Raw genomic sequence first — 22,444 nt, 5'->3', positions numbered from 1 at the left:
CGCCTCGGCACCGAGCGCCTCGGCACCGAGCGCCTCGGCACCGAGCGCCTCGGCACCGAGGCGGGGCGACCCGGCTAGTCCCGGTTGTAGGCGTCGATGGCCTGCCGCCGGGCGCCGCTGATCATCGTCGGGAAGACGAAGTTGCTGACGCCGATCGCGACGCCGCCCCCGACCACGATCGGTGCGTAGGGCGTGTAGTCCTCGCCGTTCTCCTCGGCCTGGATCATCAGCGCGGCCCCGGTCACGAACGCCGCGACCCCCAGCCCGGTCACGATCCAGCGGGTCGTGCTCAGCGTGCGCATCCGGTCCAACTGCCGCATGCTCTCGGGGTTGTCCTGGAAGGCCTGGCGGAGGGCGGCGGTCGTCGCGTCCTGCACCGGCCCGTCGCCGATCTGGATGTAGCCGTACTCAGTGCTCCCGCCCGGCGTCCCGGCGACTGCGCCCGGCGTCCCGGGGACCCCGAAGCCCGGCGTTCCCGGCGAGTACTCCGAGCGCGAGTAAAAGCGCACGCGGCCGTCCTGGACCAGCTTCGCCAGCCCGCGCCCGTCCACGACGGCCAGCAGGTCGCCGTCGACCTGGAGGTACGAGAACTCGTCGATCTCGCGCCGCTCCCCGTCGATCAGTACGTGGCGGCGGCCCAGGAGCGGGTCTTTCAACTCGACGTCGCCGCGCAGGGTGTCGCCCTGGACGGTGACGGCGAACGGGTCTGTGGAGTCGGACTGCGCGAGGGCGCTCGGGGCGAGGCTCAGGGCGAACAGGAGAACGGTAAAGAGACGCATAACGCGCATGATCTGTCGGTAGGGAGGAGGGCGTAAAATCTACCCCAGCGGCGCAGCCCCGTCGGCGTGCGGACCCGCATTCGTACAGACTCAACTCCCCGGCCGAGACGCCCGCGTCTCGACCCGCCCCTGCCCGCCTCGTCACCGAGGCGAACGGGAACGTCCTTCAGGCCATCACGGTGTCGAGGCCGTGCAGGTCGATCGTCACGTCGGGGTGGCCTGCGAAGAAGATCGACGGGTTGCTGCCGTACACGTCGTCGTACGAGAGGACGTAGGCCTTGCCATCGAGGCCCTTCTCGTGGAGCACGGACGCGTAGTAGAAGATGGGCAGGTTTTTCGTGCTGACCGGCGGCAACGGAGCGTCCGTGTCCGAGGTCGGCACGCCGGCGCCCTGGTAGTACTGCGACGCGTCCACCCACGAGGTCGTCCCGTCGTCGAGGTGCATCACGCCGCGGCAGATCGACACCATGATGGCCATGCACAGCGGGTCGTTGCCCCAGTGGTCTGCCGCCCCCGTGCCGACGCTGTTGCCCAACAACAGGAAGCCCCAGTCGATCTCGTCCTGCGTTCCGTTCACGTTGTGGTAGTTGGACGGCACGTGCGGCGGGGGTGGCTTCATGCTCGGAAGCGGCCACGGGGCGCAGGGTGGCGCCAGCGTCGGGACGGGCGTGTACGGCTGGGTGTGCGCCGCATCCGTCCATAGCGACAGCGTGCCGTCCGCGTCGGTGGTGCCGTAGTACGTCGTGTTGGGGCCGGCCGGCGTGTACGTCTTGTCGTAGAAGCTGAACGCCCGGTTCGGGCGGAAACAGTGCTGGGTGACGTAGGCGTCCAGGAAGTGCGAGCAGGCGGTCGCCCAGAAGACGAACTCCTTCTCGTTCGCCCCCCAGTCGCTGAGACCCATCGTCTTGGGAGCGAGCACGCGCAGGATGGGGGGTCCCGCCTTCGCTGCCGCGCCCTCGACCACCGTCTGTGCGAAGATGCCCGTGTTGCCGCTCTCCTGCGTCGTGGGCGTCGAGGCCGGAATGCTCGTCAGCGCCCCGATGATCTCTGACCGGCTCTTGTCGAACCCGTACTGCACCGCGCCGTCGTTCACGTCCGTCCCCGAGATCACGTACGAGATGCCGTAGAAGTCGACGCTCGTCCCGTTGATGTTGGGGTTGGAGCCGCTGTCGAACTCGATCTTGTCGAACAGCGTCGCGTTGTCCTTGCTCGCCGTCGGGCCAGACGCTGGGAACGCCGGGAAGGGGGCCCCGACGGAGAAGTAGATCCGCCCGCTGTTGATGTCCGGCACCGCTAGGGGGAAGGTGATCTGGTCGAGCGTGGTCGCCATCGTCGCCGAGTCCATCGCCCAACTGGTCTTGTCGGAGAACACGGCCTGTCCCGTGGCGAAGTCGAGGTAGCCGAACGAGGTGTCCGGGGCCGACGGGTCGTTGCCCAGGAGGCAGACGTACACCTGATCGCTCGGTGCGCCCGAGGTCGGCAGGTTGTTGATCGTGAGGGACATCGTCGAGGCCATGAGACTACGGGGCTAGAGAGGAGGGACCCCAAATAGATCGGGCGAACCGTCCGCCCCCCAAAGCCATCGTGCCTGAATTCGTGCAGGTTCGTGTGATCCCATGATCTCGGCCTCGTGGTGCACGTCACTGTGTCGCTTCGGTCTTCCTGCTGAGGCCTCTCAGTGCACGAACGACACCACGTGTCCGCCGACGCCCTCCGGCGCCCGCACCCGGACCCCGTACACGCCCGACGCCAGTCCCGACCCGTCCAGGCGTATCGCGTGCACCGCCCCCGCGGAGAGCGGGCCCTCGTGCGCCACCGCCACGATGCGGCCCAGACGGTCCAACACGTCTACCGTCACCCACCCGCCGACGGTCAGCGTCAGCGACAGCGTCGACGTACCCTGAGCCGGGTTCGGCTGCACCGTCCCGATGGAGACCGGCGGCGGTTTCGCCTCCAGCGCCGTGTCCAGGCCGAGTTCGTAGATCGTCCCGCCATCGGTCGTTACCAGCACCCGCCCGTCCGCCAGCCGCACGATGCCGCCCAAGACGTCCGGGAGCGTCGCGACCACCCCGGTGTCCGTGCCGGTCGACGAGAAGGAGCGCACCTCCCCGACGAACCAGTTCAGCGCCAGGATCGAGCCGTCGGCCAACTCCACCATCTGCCCGGCGTCGCCGCTGGTCAACGTTGCGAAGACGCTCCCCGAGCCGCCCGCAGCCCCGAACTGCTGCACGGCGTCGAGCGGCCCCGTGAACGTCACCAGCACGCTTCCATTCGCGCGTCGGAGCACCCCCCGCGCGGCGCCCGGCGGGTCCGACAGTGACTCGGCGAAGTTCCCCGCCGCCACGCCCGAGGGGGAGTACCCTCGCACCGCCCCGGCGTAGTTGTCGCTGATCAGCACGGTGCCATTCGTTGCCTGGGAAATGACGAACGGGGCGCCCCGTCCGTTGTCGCCGAAGTCCGTCACGAAGGTCCCGAGCGGTGTCCCGTTCGCCTCGAAGGCCTGCACCCGGGCGTCGTTGAACTCAGACACCAGCACGCGCCCGTCAGCCAGCTGCGCGATCCCGGCCGGGTCCTCCAGCCCGGAAGCGAACACCCCGAGCGGCGTCCCGTCGGGGGAGAAGGCCGACACCTGATCGCTCGGTCCGAACTCGGCCACCAGAATCCGCCCGTCCGATAGTTGCGTGATTCCCATCGGTTGCTCCAGCCCCGTCGCGAAGACGGTCTGGGCGGCCGCGGCGCCGACCGGGCTGAGAAGCATGAGAAGGGCGAGTGGGAGCCAATGGAGACGCATGGTGAGAGGGGGGAGTCTGACCCGTAGAACGGAGTCTGCCTGCCCCCGGGCTCACGCCCGCCTCGGGACCGAGGCGGCCCCACCCGGCGGCCCCGAAGCGCAACCGCGACCAGGCATCGCCCACCACCCCGAACGAATCGCCCACCACCACCGGGACACCGTTTCCCAGGCCCAGAAATCATTCCCCAGGCCGTAGCCGTCACTCTCCAGCCCCTCGAAACCGCTCCCCAGGACCGAAACGTCATTCCCCAGGCCCCCGACGGCGTCCCCCGGGTCCTCGAAGCCATCCCCCAGCACCTCAGAATCAGTCCCCACCATCAGAAGATGATCCACCACGGTTAGGATTCGCGTCCCTGCCCACCCTCGCCCCGAGGCAGAGCACGCCGCCCCGTCCCCCCGGCACCTTCACGGACGACACGGGTAGCTTGGCCGCCCCCTTCCGGCCCGACATGTCCCGCCCGCTCCTCGTCACCTCCGCGCTGCCGTACGCCAACGGCCCGCTCCACCTCGGCCACCTCGCCGGCGCGTACCTCCCGGCCGACCTGTTCGTCCGCTACCAACGGCTCGCCGGGCGCGACGTGGTCTGGGTGTGCGGCTCCGACGAGCACGGCGCCGCCATCGAGATCCGCGCCCGCCGCGAGGGCGTGACCCCGCAGTCCATCGTGGACCGCTACCACGCCGAGCTCAAGAGCGCCTTCGACGGCTTCGGCATCGCCTTCGACACGTACGGCCGCACGTCGTCGGCCATGCACCGGACGACGAGCCAGGACCTGTTCCGCAGCATTGAGGCCGCCGACGGGTTCGTCCGCAAGACGACCACCCAACTCTACGACCCCGAGGCGGGGCTCTTCCTGGCCGACCGCTTCGTGCAGGGCACCTGCCCCGTCTGCGGCTACCCGGACGCCTACGGCGACCAGTGCGAGAACTGCGGCTCCACGCTCTCGCCCGACGACCTGATCGAGCCTCGAAGCGCGCTCTCCGGCGCGACCCCCGAGACGCGGGAGACGACGCACTGGTACCTGCCCCTCGGCGACCTCCAGCCCCAACTGGAGGCCTGGATCGGCACGCGCGAGAACTGGAAGCCCAACGTCCTCGGCCAAGTCAAGAGCTGGTTCCAGGCCGGGTTGGCCGACCGCTCGATGACGCGCGACCTCGACTGGGGCATCCCCGTGCCGCCCGAGGTCGACGGCGAAACGGAGGGCAAGGTGCTCTACGTCTGGTTCGACGCGCCCATCGGCTACCTCTCGGCCACTAAGGAGTGGGCCGAAGCCGAGGGCGACGCCGAGCTGTGGCGCCGGTACTGGCAGGTGCACCCCGATGGCACCGAGCCCGAACTGGTCCACTTCATCGGCAAGGACAACATCGTCTTCCACTGCCTGACGTTCCCGGCCATTCTGATGACCGCCAACGCCGCGCAGCCGACGCTTCCGCAGTTCACGCTGCCCACCCAGGTCCCAGCCAACGAGTTCTTGAACCTCGAAGGGCGCAAGCTCTCCACGTCGCGCGGCTGGGCCGTCTGGGCCGCCGAGGCGCTCGACGCCTTCGACGCCGACCTGCTGCGCTACGCCTTGGCCGTCGGCCTGCCGGAGACCAAGGACGCCGACTTCACGTGGTCGGACTTCCAGAACCGCGTCAACGGCGAGCTGGCCGACGTGGTCGGCAACTTCGCCAATCGCGCGCTCACCTTCGCCGCTCGCTTCTGCGACGGCCAGGTCCCCGCCCTCGTCGACCCCACCGAGGCGGACCGGGCCATGCTGGACGCGCTCGCCGCCGCGCCCGCCGCCATCGGCGAGGCGTACACGGCGTATCGGCTCCGCGAGGCCGTCGCCCTCACCGTCGACCTCGCCCGCAAGGGCAACCAGTACCTCCAGGAGACCGAGCCCTGGAAGACGCGCAAGACGGACGAGCAGGCCATGCGCAACTCGGTCCACGTCGCCCTCCAGGTGACCGCCGGGCTGTCCATCCTCCTCGACCCGGTCGTCCCGGGCATCGCCGCTCGCCTGCGCGAGATGCTGGCCCTCACCGGCGTCCGCTCCTCGACCGGCGCAGGCACCGACGGCCTCGGCTGGGCCGACGCCGGGACCGCGCTCCTCGACACCGGCCACCCCATCGGCGAGCCCGGCATCCTGGTCGCCAAGGTGGAGGACGAGGCCGTCGAGGCCCAGCGCCAGCTCCTGGCCGACCGCTCCGCCGCCGCCGAGCCCTCCGACCTCGCGACTGAGACGGACGAGCCCGCTGCTCCCTACACGGCGCTCTCGGACGAGATCACGTTCGACCAGTTCACCCCGCTGGACCTCCGCGTCGGGCGGATCGTCGCCGCGGACCTCCACCCCAAGGCCGACAAGCTCCTCCGCTTCGACGTGGACCTGGGCTTCGAGACGCGCCAGATCCTGTCGGGCGTCCGCGAGTGGTTCTCACCGGACGAGCTGGTGGGCACGCAGGTCGTCGTCGTCGCCAACCTCGCGCCGCGCACCATCCGTGGGCTGGAGAGCAACGGCATGATCCTCTTCGCCGAGGACCGCGACGGGGCCCTGAAGCCGGTCGTCCCCCACGGTGAGCCCGGCGCGGTGGTGCGGTAGAGAGGGAGGCGCACGGAGTCCCGACGCGCGACGCCCCACCTCCGTCGCTAGAACGTCACGTCGAAGCGCCCGCCGCTGACCGTCACCTCGGTGCCGCCGACCGTCCGCCCGGTGAACGCGAACGTGCCCCGCGCCGCCGTCGCCGAGGCCGACTCGACCGTGAGGGTCCCGCTGACCGCCGCGTACGTCTCGTCGTCCTGGTCGTTGGGGTCCTCGGTGCGTGCCACGTAGACGGCCGTCGCCGCGTCGGAGCCCAGCGTGTAGGTGCGGGCCTCGGACGAGGGCAGCACGAGCGTGATCACCTCCTGGTTGTTCTGCGAGACCACGTTGTCCGCCCCGACGATGGTGAGCGTCCCCTGCTCGGTGTCGACGCGGATGCAGGTCCCCGAGAACCTGTCGCTGCCGACCGTCGCGCGAACGGTTCCACCGTCGGCGTAGCCCGTCGCCTGGCACGCCGCGTTGTCGACGGCGTCGCTGACGGAGTCGCAGGCCGGGAGAGCGACAAGAAGGAGAAGGCAGAGGGCGAGGCGCATGGTCGGAGGGAGGGGGAGGGCATCAGACGCCGGGCCCGGCCGCGCGTTCGCCCCGCGCGCTATTCTGTCGCCATGCGCCGCCTGCTCCTGCTCCCCCTGCTCACGGTCGCGGCCGTCGCCCAGCCGCTCGCCCCCCTCGACGCCGTCGCCGACGCCCTCGGCGGGCGGGACCGCATCGACGCCCTGCGGACGGTCCGCGTCGAGTCGCAGACGCGGGCTCCCCTCGGCGGCGCGTCCCGGACGGTCCGCTCGTCGCTGGACCTCGCGCTCCCCGACACGGCGCGCTGGACGGTCCGCCTCGGCAGCGTCCCGCAGACCACCTGGATGATCGGTACGACTGCGACGGTCATGGTCGGCGACTCGGTCCGAGTCCTCCCCGAGGCGGCGCGGCGTCTGGCGGAGGGGGCGCTGTGGCTCCACCCGCTCGTGCTGGCGGCTCGCCGCCGCGACCTGCGCGCCGAGTGGCTCGCCGACGACCTGCTGCGCGTCTTCGTGCCCGGCCGGGAAGAGCCGCTGCTGATCGGGCTGAATGCCGACGGGCGCCCGTCGCGCATCACCACCTTCCGCCGCCGCGCCGGGCGCCGAGACTACGTGGAGGTCGTCCTCCGCGAGTACCGCGAGGTCGAGGGGGTGTTCATTCCACACCGGATCCGCCAGGCGGTCCGAGGGGTGGTGACCGGCGAGGAGACTGTCTCGGCGGTCCGGTTCGGCCTCCCGCTGACGGGCCCGCCCTTCGAGGAGGGCGGCTGACACGCAGGGTAGGCCACATCCTACAGGGAGCAGGAAAGGGATTCGGAAGACGAAGCGTTTGAGAGGCGAACACTCCCTTCCCCTGCATGTCTCGCTCCCGTCTTCTCTCACTCAGCGCGCTGGTCTTCGCCCTGGGGCTAACCGCGTTCGCACCGTCCGACTACGTCGTCGCGGCGTTCTCCAACATGCGCCCCGGCGGCACCGTCAACGGGTGGGAAGCGATGAGCCTCGGCGACGCGCCACGGAGCCAGTACGCGCTGGTCCGCGACGGCAGCTCGACCGTCATCCGTGCGGAGGCCAACCGGTCCGCCTCGGGCCTCATCCGGCGCTTCGACCTCGACCCGAACCGCTTTCCCATCATGACGTGGCGATGGAAGGCCGAGAATGTGATCTCGGGGGGCAACATCCGCAGCCGCGGCGGCGACGACTACCCGGCCCGCATCTACATCACGTTCGACTACGACCCGTCGGATCTGTCCTTCGGGGACCGGGTGAAGTACCGCGCCCTGCGCGCCCTTGGCTACGACGACATCCCGGTCCGCGCGCTCAGCTACGTCTGGGCGAACCGGTCCAGCGAGACCCAGATCGTACCGAACGCCTACACGGACTGGGTCCAGATGGTGCCGGTCCGCAGCGGGTCGAGCGGCCTGGGCACGTGGCAGACCGAGCGCCGCGACATCGTGCGCGACTACCGGGCGGCCTTCGGCGAGGACCCGCCGGCCATCTCGGGCGTCGCCATCATGACGGATGCCGACAACACCGGTGGCTCGGCGACTGCCTACTTCGGGGACATTCGACTCGGCACGCGGTAACCCGCCACGCGTCCCCCCCCCAGGCGCCCCGCTGGACTCGGTCCGGCGGGGCGTTCGTCGTCGCGTGTGGGATTCGTGGGCACAGAAATGGTAGGATGACAGAGCCGATGTCAGCGTGTCCGCGCTAGGTTCGGGCATGGCCGACCTTTTCGCTCGGGACCCCTCCGCACCGCTCGCGCCGCCCGACGAGGCCGAGCGGCGTGCGCTGGTTGCGCTGTCGCTCGTGCCGGGCGTCGGGCCGGGGCGTGTGCGGGCGCTGCTGGCGGCGTTCGGCAGCGCACGGGCCACGATGGCAGCCTCGACGTCTCGGCTCGTGCGCGTGAACGGCGTGGGGCGGCAGACCGCCGAGGCGATCCGCGCCTGGGACGACGCGTCCGCCGTCGACGCCCAGTTCCAGCGCGCCGAGGCGGTCGGGGCCCGGCTCGTGGCCGTGGCCGACCCCGACTACCCGGCTCTGCTCCGCGAGATCTACGACCCGCCGTCCCACCTCTGGGTCCTCGGGCGCCTCACCGAGGCGGACGCGCTCGCGGTCGCCGTGGTGGGCACGCGCCGCGCCAGCGACTACGGGCGGCGGGTTGCCGGGGCCTTCGCACGCGACCTCGCCGCCGCGGGCGTCACCGTCGTCAGCGGACTCGCCTACGGCGTCGACATCGCGGCGCACCGGGCCGCGCTCGACGCGGGGGGGCGGACGGTCGCGGTGCTCGGCTCGGGTGTCGACCGCATCTACCCGCACCGCCACAGTGCCGATGTGCGCCGGATCCTGGACGAGGACGCGGGGGCCGTCGTGTCCGAGTTTCCGCTCGGCGCCGCACCGGACGCCGTCAACTTCCCGCGGCGCAACCGGATCGTGTCCGGCATGAGCCGAGGCGTGGTGGTCGCTGAGGCCCACGAGTCGGGCGGAGCGCTGCTGACGGCCGGGATCGCCGTCGAGCAGAACCGGGAGGTATTCGCCGTGCCCGCCTCGGTGTTCGCGGAGGCGCAGGGGACGCACCGGCAGATCCAGCGCGGGACGGCCGCCCTCGCCACCTCCGCCGCCGACGTGCTGGATGTGCTGGCGCCGCAGTGGGAGAGGGGGGCGGCCGCTCGGCCCGCGACGCCCGCCGAGCCCGAGCCGCCCCTCAACCGGGTCGAGCAGCGGCTCGTGGACGCCCTCGCCCCGGAGCCGCGCCCGCTGGACGCCATCTGCGCGGCGGCCAACCTCGACACCTCGACGGCGCTCGTGTACCTGCTCCAGCTGGAGTTCCGAGGGCTCGTCCGGCAACTCCAGGGCAAGCAGTTCGCCCGCGCCTGAGCGGTGCTGGTGGAACGGGCACCGACGGCCCTCGTTGGCGAGATCCCCACGTCTCGGTGCCTGTGTCTGTCTTTCGGATCGTCCTGATCGCCCTCGCCGGGCTCATCGTCGTCGCGACGGCGCTCTCCCTCGTGCGAACGGACGCGTGGTGGGTCCGCATGTTCGACTTCCCGCGGATGCAACTGACGGTGGCGGCCATCGTCGTCGTGGCGCTCTACGTGGGCTCCAACCTCTGGCTCGGCGACCCCTCGTGGTGGGAGTGGGGCCTGTTCGCGGCGCTCGCGGTGGCCGTGGGCGTGCAGGGGACGCAGATGGTGCCGTACACGTCGATCTACCCCGAGCAGACCGTCCGCGCCAACCCGGCGGACGCCGCGCCGGACCGGCGTCTCCGGCTGGTGGTCTCGAACGTGCTGATGGAAAACCGCGACCGGGACCGCTGGCTCGAGGTCGTCCGCGAGGCCGACCCTGACATCATCGCCGCCGTCGAGACCGATGCCTGGTGGGTCGAGACCTCCCGAGAGCTGGCGGACGCCTACCCGCACGCCGTCGAGGTCCCGCAGGACGACACCTACGGGATGCTGCTCCGATCCAAGCTGCCCCTCGACCGGACCGAGGTGCGACACCTCGTCGAAGACACGGTGCCGAGTCTCCTTCTAACGGTGCGCCTGCGCTCCGGCGAGCCGGTGACGGTGATCCTGCTCCATCCGCGCCCTCCGCGCCCGGACATCCAGCAGGACGCGACGCTGCGCGACGCCGAACTGGTCCTCGCCGGACGCGAGGCGGCCGAGGAGAAGGGGCCGATCGTCGTCGCGGGCGACCTCAACGATGTCGCGTGGAGCCACACGACGCGCCTCTTCCAGCGCCTCTCCGGCCTCCTCGACCCGCGCATCGGCCGGGGCACGTTCTCGACGTTCCACGCCGAGCACTGGTGGCTGCGCTACCCGCTCGACCACGTCTTCCACTCGGACCACTTCGCGCTCGTCGAACTCCGCCGCCTCGACCCGGTCGGCAGCGACCACTTCCCGATGCTGATCGAGCTGGAACTCGACCCGTCGGTGGTGCCCCTTCAGGAGGCGCCGGAGACGGAAGCGGACGACGTGGAAGAGGGCGCCGACATGGTCGACGAGGCCGAGGAGATGAAAGCCGAGGAGACGCCCGAGGAACGCCGCGAGCGGGAGGAGGAGGACCAGTAAGGGCGGGAGGCGGATGCGGCGCAAAGTTCCGGCCTTCTTCCGGGCGGACGGGTGGCATGGGGCGCACGGAGCCCCCACCTTGTACCCTCCGACCCCCAAGCCCCGGTGACTCTCGACGCCTACCGCGACCTGTTCCCCCTCCCGGAAGGCGAGGTCTACCTCGACCACGCCGCCACGGGCACGCTCGGGGCCCACACGCTGGGCGCCGTCACCGACTACCTCGCGGGACGGGCGGGGCTCCTCGCGGATCGGTCGCCCAACAACTTTCCGGCGGACCTCGACCGCGGCGTCCGGGCGCGGGAGCGAGCCGCAGCCCTGGTCGGCGCCGATGCGGCCTCCGTCGCCCTCGTGCCGAACACGTCGTACGGCCTCAACCTCGTCGTGCAAGGACTCGACTGGCGGCCGGGCGACCGGGTCGTGGTGCCGGGCTGCGAGTTCCCCGCCAACCACCTCCCGTGGCTCGGCCTCGCCCCCCTCGGCGTCGAGGTGGACACGGTCGCGCACCGGGAGGGCGTGTTCTCGGTGGACGACGTGCGGGCGGCGCTACAGCCCGAGACGCGCGTCGTCGCCGTCTCGGCAGTGCAGTTCCTGTCCGGCTTCCGGTGCGACCTGGAGGCCATCGGCGCGCTGTGCCGCGAGCGCGGGGTCCTGTTCATCGTGGACGCCATCCAGGCCGTCGGCGCGTCCCGGCTCGACATGTCAGCCATCAAGGCCGACCTGCTGGCGGTGGGGGGGCACAAGTGGCTCGGTGCGCTCCAGGGGCTCGGCTTCGTCGCCCTCGCGCCGTCGCTGCTCCCGCGGCTGCGGCCCACCATCGGCTGGCTCAACGGGCCCGTCGACTGGGACGACTTCGACACCGTCTCGACGGCCCTCCACCCGGACGCGACGCGCTTCCACGTCGGCACCAGCCCGACGGCGGGCGTGTACGCGCTCGACGCGGCGCTGGGCGCGATGCTGGAGGTCGGCCCCGACGTGATCGAGGCGGTTGTGCTCGCGAACGCCGCCCGCATGGCGGAGGGGTTGGAGCGCCTCGGCGCCGAGCGCTACGGTCCCCAGGGCGAGCCTGCCTCGGGCATCGTGACCGTTCGCGTGCCCGATCCCGAAGGGCTCCACGCCCACCTCGCGAGCCAGGGCGTCACCTGCTCCATGCGCAGCCGACTCGTCCGGTTTGCGCCCCACGCCCAGACGCCGCCCGCGGCGATCGACCACGCCCTCGACGCTGTCGCGTCGTTCGGCCGCACCGTGCACGCATGAACCCCGATTCCAACGAGCCCGATCCGATCGAGACGGTCATAGAACTGGAGGTGCCGCCCGGCCAGTCGCCGGTCCGCATCGACCTCTACCTGACCGACAAGACGGCCAACGCGACGCGAACGAAGGTGCAGCGCGCCATCAAGGAGGGGCGCGTCGAGGTCAACGGGGCGCTCGCCTCCAAGGTGTCGATGCCGGTCCAGCCGGGCGACCGGATCCGGTGCACGGTGATGCGCCCGCCACCCATCGAGATCGTCCCCGAGGACATCCCGCTGTCGATCCTCTACGAGGACGACACCCTGCTCGTGGTCGACAAGCCCGCCGGGATGGTGGTCCACCCGGCCTACGGTCACCGATCCGGGACGCTCATCAACGCGCTGCTGCACCACGTCGGCGCGGGGCCGCTGTCGGGCGATGAGATCGAGGACACCGACGACGACGACGTCGGACTGTCGACCGCGACGGCGGGGCCGCGCTACGAGGGCGACCCGACGGTCCGCCCCGGCCTCGTCCACCGGCTCGACAAGGACACGACCGGCGTGATGGTGGTCGCCAAGACCGACGTGGCCGCGGCGCACCTCGGCAAGCAGTTCGCCGACCGGACCATCCGCCGCCGCTACCTGGCGCTGGTCTGGGGCGTCCCCGAGGCGAAGGGGCGTGTGGAAGGCTGGCTCGGCCGGAGCCCGCGCGACCGCAAGAAGGTCTCCGTGCGCCCCGAGGGCGAGGGCAAGTGGGCCGCGACGACCTACGAGGTGGTCGACGACCTGGGCACGACCGCGCTGGTCCGCTTCCGGCTGGAGACCGGGCGGACGCACCAGATCCGCGTCCACGCCCAGTCCATCGGGCACCCGGTCTTCGGCGACGTGACCTACGGCGGCGACCGGATCGTGTACGGCGCCGCAGAGGGGTCACGGAAGGCTTTCATGCGCAACCTGTTCACGCGCCTGGGTCCGCGCCAGGCGCTCCACGCGTCGACGCTCGGCTTCGTCCACCCGACGACGGGAGAGGAGATGGACTTCGAGGCCCCGCTGCCGGAGGACATGGCGTGGGTCGTCGAGCGCCTGCGAAAGGTGGAGGCCGGGCGGTAGACGCTCCGGCGCGTCGCGCTGGAGGCTGGGCATTCCCGTTCCGTTCTTCGGAGAGCGCTCCCGTCAGGGCTAGCCGGAGCGGGAGCCCTCGCGCGAGATCGGCCAGGGCGTTTCTACCCGCCCACGGTTCGTCCATCTCCTCGTGCGAGCAGGGGCGCCGCGGAAACTCACCCTGCCTTGTACGAGCACGTCCGGCCGATTCAGGACCTGGACGGCTCCCCAGAGGAGAGGATGCCGACGTGGTCGAGGGGGCTCCGCCGACAGATGGTAAGGGGCGAGGCGTGAACGGGTTGCCCTGTATGTCCGCGTTAGGAGTGAGTGGATGAAGCTGTGCAAATTGCGTTCCGAAGCAGTACGTCTCTTGTTCTGGTCCGAAGAACGTCAGAGGGGGCATCCAGAATGAGGAGAGCCCGGGGAAGGGTGTCGAGACGCCGAGGGGAAGGCTGATCATGGGAAGGCACCTTTTCTCCTCCCCCCGTTCCCTTTCTTCCCATGCGTCTCGCGGCTCACTTCGCTTCTCTACGTCTCCCCGCCCTCCTGATGGGCCTCTTCCTCAGCACGGCCCTGGCCGTCTCGGCGCAGCCTACCGTGTACATCCCGACCGCCGCGGATGGGGCGACGGCGTCCAGCTTTATCGATGGCCTTTGCATCGGATGTTCGGTCACCGGCACCGACGACGTGGTCGGTCGCCGCCAGGATGCGGCCCGCCTCGTGGTGCCTGTCGGCGTGCTGTCGTCGGCAGGCATCCGGGTGGACCTTCCGGCCTCCGAGTCCGCCAACACCCGCGCCGGGTTCGTGATCGATGATCCGAACGGTCTCCTCGATGTGGCGGTGATCGACCGGGTCACCGTACGGACCTACCTGGGGGCGACCCTCCAGGAGAGCCGGTCTGGCACGTCGCTCCTGTCGCTCCAGCTCATGGCTTCGGGTCTCAGCAAGGTCACGTTCCGAGCGCGGAAGGCGTATGACGCCGTCGAGATCGAGTTCGACGGGGCGGTCGCTCTCCTCACCGAGATCGACGTCCGCTACGCCATCATCACGCGCCCGACGACGCTGGACCGCATCGTCGCCCTCGAGTCCGACGGCGCCACGGCGTCGGGCTCGACCTCCGGCCTCTGCCTCGGGTGCGTGGTGGACGACCTCTCGGAGGCCATCGACCTGCCGGTGGCGACCGCGGCGAACCTGCGAATCCCGCTCGGCATCGCCGGCAGTGCCACACTCACGGTGGACTACGGCACGATGCTGCCCGCCAAGGCGTGGACCGGCTTCTGGGTGTCGTCCGATGCCGACCTGCTGGACCTCGCCGTGCTGGGTGCCATCCGGGTCCGGGCCCTCAACGGCGGCGACGTGGTCGGCGAAGCCAGCGGCGATGACCTCCGCGTGACCACGCGGCCCGACGGGCTCTCGTTCATCCGCTTCCGCACGAACGAGGCGTTCGACACGGTGAGCATCCGCATCAGCAGCCTCATCGGGCTGAGCATGAATCTCAACGTGCACCAGACGCTGACGGTGCCGGTCGAGACCGCGTCGGGCCTCGACGAGGCGCCGCTCGCCGCAGCGCCGTCCAGCCCGGCGCGGAGCGTCGCCGAGGCGGGCATTCAGTTGGGCGCACCGCGGCCGAACCCGGCCGCCGGCCTGGCCCGCGTGTCCTTGAGCACGGACGCCGCCACCCAGGTCCGCGTGGCGGTCTACGACGCGCTGGGCCGCGAGGTCGCGGTCCTCCACGACGGGACCGTCGACGCTGGGACCCGCGAGCTGACGCTCGACGGCACCTCGCTGTCGCCGGGCACCTACGTCGTCCGCGCAGCGAGCGGGGCCGAGGCGCCCCAGACCCGCGTGCTCACGATCGGGCGCTGACCCTTCCACCCAGGTCAGCCCCGCTGGGCCGGACGTCGTGAGCCCGTCCGGCCCAGTCCTGTGGTCGAGTCGCGCTGGCAGTTTGCCCTGAGGGGTGGCTGCCAGCGCTTTTCGCAGAGTGCACGCGGCGGCGCCGGTGCGGCTGGAGCACCTTGGAGCCTCCATTCGACTGCACCCCGCATGGCCTACCAGACGATCCGCGGCACGTTCGACATCTTGCCCGACGCCCACAGCTCCGGGGGCTCGACGATCCAGGGGGCGGCGGCGTGGCGCTGGGTCGAAGGCGTGGTCCGGGACGCGATGGCGCGGTTCGCGTTCGAGGAGATCCGGACGCCGGTGCTGGAGCCGCTGGAACTGGTCGCCCGCGGGGTGGGGGGGACCACCGACATCGTGCAGAAGGAGATGTTCGTCGTCGAGCGGTCGAAGGAATCGTACGTGCTCCGGCCCGAGGTCACGGCGCCCGTTATGCGGGCCTACCTGGAGCACCACCTGGAGCAGCGCGGCGGCGCGCAGCGGCTCTACTACATCGGGCCGTGCTTCCGCGCCGAGCGCCCGCAGAAGGGGCGTTACCGCCAGTTCCACCAGTTCGGGACCGAGCTGCTCGGGTCGGACGACCCCCGTGCGGACGCCGAGGTCATCGCCAACCTGCGCGCCATCTACGACGCGTTCGGCATCACCGGGACGCGCCTCCGACTCAACACGCTCGGCGACGCCGCCGACCGCCCCGCCTTCCGCGACGCCCTGCGGGCCTACTTCGCGCCCCACGCGGACGTCCTCTCGGCGACGAGCCGGCAGCGGCTGGAGGCCAACCCGCTCCGCATCCTCGACACCAAGGACGAGCGCGAACGTACTCTCCTCGCCGACGCGCCCCGCATCACCGACTTCATCGGCGACGACGCCCGCGCCCACTACGACGCGCTGAAGGGCCTCCTGGACGGCCTCGGCGTGCCCTACGTCGAGGACCCGCTGCTCGTCCGCGGCCTGGACTACTACACGCGGACGGTGTTCGAACTGGAGTCCGACGCGCTCGGCGCGCAGGGGGCGCTGGCCGCAGGGGGGCGCTACGACGGGCTCGCGCAGGCGGTCGGCTCGAAGAAGCCCGTCCCGGCGGTCGGCTACGCGGCAGGCATCGAGCGGCTGTTCATCGCGCTCGCCGAGCAGGAGGTGGTCCTGCCCGAGGCGCCGCGCCCCGACGTGTTCCTCGTCTGCCTCGGCGACGCGGCCGAGGCGGCCGGGTTCGGCCTCGCCCAGACGCTCCGCCGCGCCGGGCTGGCGGTCGATTTCGCACTCGGCGGCCGGTCCATGAAGGCCCAGATGAAGGCAGCCGACCGGTCGCAGGCCGCCGTCGCCGTCATCCTCGGCGACGACGAACTGACGGCGGGCGTCGCACAGGTCCGCGACCTCGGCGCCAGCGCACAGCGGACCGTGCCCATCGACCAACTCGCCCTGGCGCTCACGCGCGACGCACCGTAGGCGCGCGTTCGTCCCGTCCGTCCCTAGCTTCCCGCGCCACCCCCGACGCCCGATGTACCCCCGGATCAGCGACCTCACGCGCGACCTCTTCGGGTTCGACTTCCCGATCGACCTCTACGCCTTTGGCCTCATGGTGGCCATCGGGATCCTCGTCGCGACCGCAATGACGCGGGTCGAAGTGGACCGCCGCTATGCGCTCGGCTGGATGAAGTCGGTCCGCGATACCGTCAAGGACGACAAGGGGCGCGAGAAGACGGTCCAGGCCAGTCCGTCGGTGCTCCTCTGGAACATGGCGCTCATGGCGGGCGGCTTCGGCGTGCTCGGCGCCAAGCTGTTCCACATCATCGACTACTGGGACGAGTTCACGGCCGACCCGCTGGGGATGATCTTCTCGGGCTCCGGGCTGACCGTCTACGGCGGCATCCTGCTCGGCTCCATCGCCATCCTGTGGTACGCGAAGAAGAAGGGCGTCTCCCGCGCCCACCTCGCCGACGCCGCCGCGCCGGGCCTGCTGTTCGCATACGGCATCGGCCGCATCGGCTGTTACCTCTCGGGGGACGGCGACTGGGGCGTGTGCTCGTCGCTGGACGACAAGCCGGGCTGGCTGCCAGGCTGGCTCTGGAGCGAGACGTTCCCGAACAACATGCTCGGGCAGATGGACCCGGTCGTCTACAACGCGACCCAGCGTGGCGCCGAATGTGCGCTGGCCAACCCGACGGGCGTCTATCCGACGATGCTCTACGAGTTCGCGATGGCGAGCGTGCTGGCGGGCATCCTGTGGGTGCTCCGCAAGAATCCGTTCCGCGCGGGCTGGCTGATCTCGCTCTACGCCGTGTTCGCGGGCGCCGAGCGCTTCCTGATCGAGTTCATCCGCGTCAACCCGGACGCGGCGTTCGGGCTGCCGCAGTCGCAGATCATCTCGATCGGCTTCATCATCGCGGGCGTCGTCGGCCTCGTGCTGACGACCAAGCGGCGCGACGACACTCCCGGCGCGACGCCCGAGGCCGTGCCGGTCGCCGCATGAGCCGGTCCGTCCCCGATCCGCTGGGCCTGATCCGCGACGGCTTCGCCGCCCTCGACGCCTGGGACGCGGGCTTCGGCACGGCCGACCCGCACCCGGCGATGGCCGTCGACACCGCCCGCCTCGGGGAAGCGGTGGAGGAGTACCTGGGGCGGATGACGGCGCCCCCGCGAGGAGAGAGGCCGGGCATGTACCCGTTCGGCCACCCGCGCTACGCCGGGCAGATGCTCAAGCCGCCGCACCCGGTGGCACTGGCGGCCTACGCCATCGCGGCGCGCATCAACCCCAACAACCACGCGCTCGACGGCGGCCCGCCGACGAGCGAGATGGAGAAGGAGGTGGTCGCCGATCTGGCGCGGATGGTCGGGTTCGGGACGCCGCTGGGGCACCTGACCGGCGGCGGGACGGTCGCCAACCTGGAGGCGCTGTTCGTAGCGCGCGAGGAGACCGGCGGGCGCGGCATCGCGGTCAGCGCCGAGGGCCATTACACGCACAGCCGGATGGCCCACGTGCTCGGCCTCGACTGCACCGTCGTGCCCAGCGACGACGCCGGGCGGATCGACCTCGGGGCGCTGGAGGATGCGCTGACGACCGGCGCCGTCGGCACCGTCGTGCTCACGGCCACCACGACGGGTTTGGGCGCCATCGACCCCCTCGCGGACGCGATCCCGCTCTGCCGCGCCCACGGCGCCCGCGTCCACGTCGACGCCGCGTACGGCGGCTTCTTCCGCCTCCTGGCCGACGACGACGCCCACCTCGGGCCCGCCGCCCGCCACCTCCGCGCGATCGCCGAGGCGGACTCGGTGGTGATCGACCCGCACAAGCACGGCCTCCAGCCCTACGGATGCGGCGCCGTCCTCTTCGCCGACCCGGCCGTCGGACGCCACTACGCACACGACTCGCCCTACACCTACTTCACCTCGGCGGCGCTCCACCTGGGCGAGATCAGCCTGGAGTGCTCGCGCCCGGGCGCTGCCGCGGGCGCCCTGTGGCTGACGCTGAAGGCGCTGCCGCTCGCCGCCGACGACGGCCTCGGCCCGATCCTCGCCGCCGGCCTGCGCGCTGCCCGGGCGTTCCACCAGCACCTCGGCGATGCGCGGCACCTCGTCCCGCTGCTGCCGCCCGAGACCGACATCGTCGCCTACGCGCCGACAGGGGCGTCCGTCTCCCAGGTCGACGCCCGGAGCGCCGCCGTCTTCCAGGCGGCCATGGACGACCCCGACGACCCGGTCTTCGTCAGCCTCTACCGGCTGTCCGCCTCCCGCCTCGGCCACGCCCTCCCCGGCCTCGGAGCGGACGCCGAGGCGGCCCGGGTCCTGCGGAGCGTGCTCATGAAGCCCGAGCACGAGGCCTGGGCCGAGCGACTCGTGAAGCGCCTGGACGAGCTGGCGGAGTGAGGCGTCCGCGGTGTGGAATGGCGCGGGCCCAAAGTTCCCGGCCTCTTCCGGGCGAAAGAGTGGCGCCGCGTCCGCGGTGACGCCACCTTGCCAGCCCTGAGCCGAAGGTCGGCGCAGCCAACGACGCCCCCTGAACCCGCCATGCCCGCCTCCCGCACCGATGTCCTCGCCGGGCGCCACCCCGTCCGCGACGCGCTCGACCTGGCCGACGGCCGGATCGAGAAGGTCTACCTCCAGAAGGGCGTCCACGGGAGCGCGATCGATGGGATCCGTCGTGCTGCGCGGGCCGCGGGCGTTCCCGTCCAGATGGTGCCTCGGCAGAAGGTCGATGGGCTCGCGCCGCAGGCCGAGCACCAGGGCGTCGTGGCCGTCGTCGCGCCGGTCGCGTACCTGGACATCGACCGGATGCTCTCGGCCGTCGCGCCGACGCTGGACGACGTGCGCGAGACCAAGCCGGTCCTGATCGTGCTCGACGAGATCGAGGACCCGCGCAACTTCGGCGCGATCCTGCGGAGCGCGGTCGCCGCGGGCGCCGCCGGGGCCATCGTGCCCGAGCGCCGCATGGCGCCGCTCTCGGCCGTCGCGGTGAAGGCCAGCGCGGGGACGGCGCTCCAGATCCCCGTCGCGCGCGTCTCCAGCCTCGCCGACGCCCTCCACCAGCTCAAGGAGCGCGGCTACTGGGTCGTCGGACTGGCCGACGACGAGGGGCCGGGCGGGCCCGAGGTCACGACCGTCTGGGCCTACGACTGGGACCGCGCGGTCGCCATCGTGGTCGGCAACGAGGGCGGAGGGCTGCGGACGGGCGTCCGCGCGGCGTGCGACGTGATCGCGTCGATCCCGATGCGTGGCCCGGCGGAGTCGCTCAACGCGTCCGTCGCGGCGGGCATCGCGCTGTTCGCGGCGGTGCGGGACCGGGAGGACTGACCCCCTCCGCCTCGGCGCCGAGGCGGGCAGGCGCAAAAAAACGGCGGGGCCACCGCGTGGCCCCGCCGCTCCCTCTGTGGGCCCAGTCCTCAGACCGGGGCCCTCTCACCCAACCCTTGGGGAGACTCGTCGGGCCGCGCGGGAGGGACGCGCGGCCGGGCGCCTAGGTGCGGCGCCGAAGGCCGTAGACGATCTTGCGGATCGTGTCGAACTGCAGGTACGGGTGCTGCTCGCGGAGCTCCTCGATCGCCTCGTAGGCTGGCATGTCGTTGCCGCGCATGGAGCGGAACTGCTGGCGGATCTGGTAGTCGCGGACGCCCTTCTCGTTGAGCAGCTTGTGCTCTTCGAGGACCTGATAGACCTCGTCGGGGACGAGGTCGCCGAGGGGGTTCGCGTCGAAGGTGAGCTCCATGGCGGGCGGGGGCTGGTGTGTCCAAAGGCCGGTGTCTGCACAGACGGTACCGCTCTCCTGTGCGTCAAGCCCGTGCAGGGTGGGCGAACGGTCGGATGGTGGGACTGAATGGTTAGAGCCCGGACCCCGACGGAGGTCGCACCTCGGCTTCGACCCGCGACCACGCCGAGACCTCCACCCACCGACGGCCCCCGCGAGCACGCAGGCGACCGACCGCCAGCAGGTGGTCCTCCACCTCCACCTCGGCGTCGTCGTCGAACCGGAAGGCAAATGCGTCGCCGTCGGATGCGATCCAGACGTCGTCGCCGGGGCCGACCTGGACCACGATGCCGCTCACCGAGGCCTCGACCCGCCGTCCGCGGACGGTGAGCGTGTCGAGGACGCCCGGCGTCGCGTCGGCCAGCTCGACGCGGGCGTCCATCCGGGCGAGCGGGCCGGCGTCGCGGGACAGCAGGACGAGTCCTACCACGAGCCCGCCGAAGCCGAGCGCGGCGGCCAGCCGCAGGCGACCGCTCACGCGTCAGCAGGCGCGCGCACGACCGCGCCCACGGACGTGCCCTGGCTCGCCAGCGCGACCACACCCAGGATGCAGTAGAACACGACCCCGGCGGCGTGGACCAGCAGGGCGTACGTCGCCGCGGGCGTCGGGTCCACGGCGAACAGGAGCGTCAGCGCGAGCACCGTCGCGTAGTGAAACGAGCCCGTGCCGCCCGGTGAGGGCAGCGCCATCCCGATGCCGCCGACCGCCATCACCGCCCAGGCGTCGAGCGGTCCGAGTCCGTAGGCGGCGTCCATGCCGAGCAGGCGGAAGGGGAGGTCCGACATGAGGCCGTAGCAGACCCAGAGGAGCACGGTCGAGAGGATCACCAGGCCCGGCCGGCCGGTGTGTCCGACGGAGGTGAACCCGTCCTTGAACTGGGCCAGGAGCCCGGCGATGCGCCCCCGCCCGCGGCGGAGCAGGAGCAGGACGCCCACGCCCAGCCCGGCGACGACCAGCGCGGCCACGACCAGCATCCACAGCGGCACGTCCAGCAGGCCCGCCAGCGACGTCCAGGCCTGGCCCAGGATGGCGTGCACTCGCTCCCCGTAGAGCGCCACCACCGAGAGGAGCGCCAGGGCCAGCATCACGACGTCCAGCACGCGCTCGGCGACGACGGTGCCGAGCACGGCGGAGAACGGCGCCTCCGCTCGGCGCGACACGTTGGCCGTCCGCGCGACCTCGCCCAGGCGCGGCGCGGCGTAGTTAACGAGGTAGCCGATGGCGACCGACGCCGAGGTCAGCCGGAGGGGCACGCGGCCGGAGCGGCCGGGGAGGGCGTCGATCAGCATCCCCCAGCGCCACGCCCGCAGGGCGACCGACACGAGGCCCAGCGCGACGAACGGCACCATCCAGATCCACTCGCCCGCCGCGAACGCCTCGGCGACCGCGCCGAGGTCGGCGTTGCGGAGCGCGAGCCACAGGAGGCCGCCCCCGAGCACGAGGCTCAGCAGGAGGGAGAGGAGGCGTTTCGTTCGGTCAGTCATGCACAAGAGAAGGCGCGGAGCCACGTGTGTGGCCCCGCGCCCAACGGACGGCGCGAGTGCGCGGTTCGTGTGCGATCAGCGGAGATCGACGACTTCCGTGCCACGCGGCGCGTCGAAGCGGAACGTCGAGGTGGGCAGGGAGACGTTGCGGCGCACGTCGCGCAGGTCGAAGGCCAGCGTGCCGCCGTTGGTGTCGTGCACGCGGACGCGCGTCGGGACGGCGTCCGAGGACCGGACGTAGAGCGTCGCGTCGCGGACCGACATGCCGCTGCTCCGCGGGCGCAACGTCAGCACGTCGTGGGCGACGCCGCCGATGGTGGCCTTCGTGGCCGCGGTCACGCGGAACACGTCGAGGTAGTTGGTGAACAGCTGCCCGACCGAGAAGCCGACGCGCGAGGGCTCGTAGTCCTGCACGACGACCTGGTCGTCGTCGCGAGAGTACGACCACAGCGTGCCGCCGTCGGTCACGAGCACCTGCTCGCCGAGGTCGAGGCGGAACGCGTCGCGGCGGACGGACAGGGTGCCCTGGAGGCGCTGGCCGCCGGCGGTCTGCACGAAGGAGGCCTGGAGGGATTCGAGGGCGCCGTAGCGCTGCTGGAGGCGCTGCGCGACGGCCTGGGGGGTCTGGGCCTGCGCCTGACCGGCGATGAGGACGGTGGCGGCGAGGGCGATCAGACTCAGCGAGCGAGAGAGGAACGAACGAGTCATGGGAGGGGGGGACGTGGTGGATGAACGGGGGACGAGGCCGAAACGTTCAACCCTCGTGCCG

20 protein-coding genes are annotated in these 22,444 nt (G+C 71.5%); 12 read left to right on the top strand and 8 right to left on the bottom strand.

Features of this window, described 5'->3' with window-relative positions; translation table 11 throughout:
* Window positions 1-74 precede the first annotated feature (74 nt).
* The 3 genes from B1759_RS02290 to B1759_RS02280 all read right to left on the bottom strand — a co-directional run bounded on the left by B1759_RS02290 (window position 75) and on the right by B1759_RS02280 (window position 3,570).
* Window positions 75-788 (bottom strand): hypothetical protein, encoded by a 714-nt coding sequence (locus B1759_RS02290; RefSeq protein WP_143537240.1) that lies wholly within the window; start codon window positions 786-788, stop codon window positions 75-77.
* A gap of 157 nt (window positions 789-945) precedes the next feature.
* Window positions 946-2,283, bottom strand: a complete 1,338-nt coding sequence (locus B1759_RS02285; RefSeq protein ID WP_158225078.1) for a beta-1,3-glucanase family protein — start codon at window positions 2,281-2,283, stop codon at window positions 946-948.
* A gap of 171 nt (window positions 2,284-2,454) precedes the next feature.
* Window positions 2,455-3,570: a hypothetical protein gene (locus B1759_RS02280; protein WP_233134381.1), complete on the bottom strand. Its 1,116-nt coding sequence runs from the start codon at window positions 3,568-3,570 to the stop codon at window positions 2,455-2,457.
* Window positions 3,571-4,019: 449 nt separating this feature from the next.
* Here B1759_RS02280 and metG point away from each other — a divergent pair, with 449 nt between their 5' ends.
* Window positions 4,020-6,149, top strand: coding sequence for a methionine--tRNA ligase (gene metG, locus B1759_RS02270; RefSeq protein WP_095513416.1), 2,130 nt, complete (start codon window positions 4,020-4,022; stop codon window positions 6,147-6,149).
* Between the two features lie 47 nt (window positions 6,150-6,196).
* Here metG and B1759_RS02265 read toward each other — a convergent pair whose 3' ends face one another.
* Window positions 6,197-6,682, bottom strand: a complete 486-nt coding sequence (locus tag B1759_RS02265) for a DUF6252 family protein (protein ID WP_095513415.1) — start codon at window positions 6,680-6,682, stop codon at window positions 6,197-6,199.
* 72 nt (window positions 6,683-6,754) lie between these two features.
* Between B1759_RS02265 and B1759_RS02260 the strand changes: the two genes are divergently transcribed.
* The 11 genes from B1759_RS02260 (at window position 6,755) to rlmB (ending at window position 19,739) form a co-directional block, all read left to right on the top strand.
* Window positions 6,755-7,432: a hypothetical protein gene (locus B1759_RS02260; RefSeq protein ID WP_095513414.1), complete on the top strand. Its 678-nt coding sequence runs from the start codon at window positions 6,755-6,757 to the stop codon at window positions 7,430-7,432.
* Window positions 7,433-7,518: 86 nt separating this feature from the next.
* A complete protein-coding gene (locus B1759_RS02255) occupies window positions 7,519-8,244 on the top strand; it encodes a DUF3047 domain-containing protein (RefSeq protein WP_095513413.1) in 726 nt (241 codons plus the stop codon).
* Window positions 8,245-8,380: 136 nt separating this feature from the next.
* The gene (gene dprA / locus B1759_RS02250; RefSeq protein ID WP_095513412.1) at window positions 8,381-9,535 is read left to right on the top strand and encodes a DNA-processing protein DprA; all 1,155 of its coding nucleotides are present in this window, start codon (window positions 8,381-8,383) and stop codon (window positions 9,533-9,535) included.
* Window positions 9,536-9,591: 56 nt separating this feature from the next.
* Window positions 9,592-10,728, top strand: coding sequence for an endonuclease/exonuclease/phosphatase family protein (locus B1759_RS02245; protein ID WP_143537239.1), 1,137 nt, complete (start codon window positions 9,592-9,594; stop codon window positions 10,726-10,728).
* A 105-nt stretch (window positions 10,729-10,833) separates the two neighbouring features.
* On the top strand, window positions 10,834-11,982 hold the full coding sequence (locus tag B1759_RS02240; RefSeq protein WP_158225077.1) for an aminotransferase class V-fold PLP-dependent enzyme: 1,149 nt from the start codon (window positions 10,834-10,836) through the stop codon (window positions 11,980-11,982).
* Window positions 11,979-13,067, top strand: coding sequence for an RluA family pseudouridine synthase (locus tag B1759_RS02235; protein ID WP_095513409.1), 1,089 nt, complete (start codon window positions 11,979-11,981; stop codon window positions 13,065-13,067). Before B1759_RS02240 ends, B1759_RS02235 begins: the two co-directional genes overlap by 4 nt.
* 540 nt (window positions 13,068-13,607) lie before the next feature.
* Entirely contained in the window at window positions 13,608-14,924 is a 1,317-nt protein-coding gene (locus B1759_RS02230) for a T9SS type A sorting domain-containing protein (RefSeq protein ID WP_095513408.1), read from the top strand.
* A 180-nt stretch (window positions 14,925-15,104) separates the two neighbouring features.
* Complete coding sequence (gene hisS / locus B1759_RS02225; protein ID WP_095513407.1) at window positions 15,105-16,397, top strand: histidine--tRNA ligase; 1,293 nt, start codon at window positions 15,105-15,107, stop codon at window positions 16,395-16,397.
* A gap of 52 nt (window positions 16,398-16,449) precedes the next feature.
* Complete coding sequence (locus tag B1759_RS02220) at window positions 16,450-17,421, top strand: prolipoprotein diacylglyceryl transferase (protein WP_095513406.1); 972 nt, start codon at window positions 16,450-16,452, stop codon at window positions 17,419-17,421.
* Window positions 17,418-18,815: an aminotransferase class V-fold PLP-dependent enzyme gene (locus B1759_RS02215; protein WP_095513405.1), complete on the top strand. Its 1,398-nt coding sequence runs from the start codon at window positions 17,418-17,420 to the stop codon at window positions 18,813-18,815. The genes B1759_RS02220 and B1759_RS02215 overlap by 4 nt, the downstream gene beginning before the upstream one ends.
* Before the next feature lie 141 nt (window positions 18,816-18,956).
* Window positions 18,957-19,739, top strand: a complete 783-nt coding sequence (rlmB, locus tag B1759_RS02210; RefSeq protein ID WP_095513404.1) for a 23S rRNA (guanosine(2251)-2'-O)-methyltransferase RlmB — start codon at window positions 18,957-18,959, stop codon at window positions 19,737-19,739.
* A gap of 163 nt (window positions 19,740-19,902) precedes the next feature.
* On the opposite strand, the gene B1759_RS02205 is transcribed toward rlmB, so the two are convergent.
* The 4 genes from B1759_RS02205 to B1759_RS02190 all read right to left on the bottom strand — a co-directional run bounded on the left by B1759_RS02205 (window position 19,903) and on the right by B1759_RS02190 (window position 22,383).
* Window positions 19,903-20,151 (bottom strand): hypothetical protein, encoded by a 249-nt coding sequence (locus tag B1759_RS02205; protein WP_095513403.1) that lies wholly within the window; start codon window positions 20,149-20,151, stop codon window positions 19,903-19,905.
* Between the two features lie 112 nt (window positions 20,152-20,263).
* Window positions 20,264-20,668, bottom strand: coding sequence for a hypothetical protein (locus tag B1759_RS02200; protein WP_095513402.1), 405 nt, complete (start codon window positions 20,666-20,668; stop codon window positions 20,264-20,266).
* Window positions 20,665-21,675 (bottom strand): lysylphosphatidylglycerol synthase transmembrane domain-containing protein, encoded by a 1,011-nt coding sequence (locus tag B1759_RS02195; RefSeq protein WP_095513401.1) that lies wholly within the window; start codon window positions 21,673-21,675, stop codon window positions 20,665-20,667. The genes B1759_RS02200 and B1759_RS02195 overlap by 4 nt, the downstream gene beginning before the upstream one ends.
* A 75-nt stretch (window positions 21,676-21,750) precedes the next feature.
* On the bottom strand, window positions 21,751-22,383 hold the full coding sequence (locus tag B1759_RS02190; RefSeq protein WP_158225076.1) for an outer membrane lipoprotein carrier protein LolA: 633 nt from the start codon (window positions 22,381-22,383) through the stop codon (window positions 21,751-21,753).
* Between the last annotated feature and the right edge of the window lie 61 nt (window positions 22,384-22,444).

The organism is Rubrivirga sp. SAORIC476 (assembly GCF_002283555.1).
In the GTDB taxonomy this organism is placed as follows: domain Bacteria; phylum Bacteroidota; class Rhodothermia; order Rhodothermales; family Rubricoccaceae; genus Rubrivirga.
The sequence above is the reverse complement of the archived record's forward strand: the minus strand, read 5'-3'. Positions and strand labels throughout refer to the sequence as shown.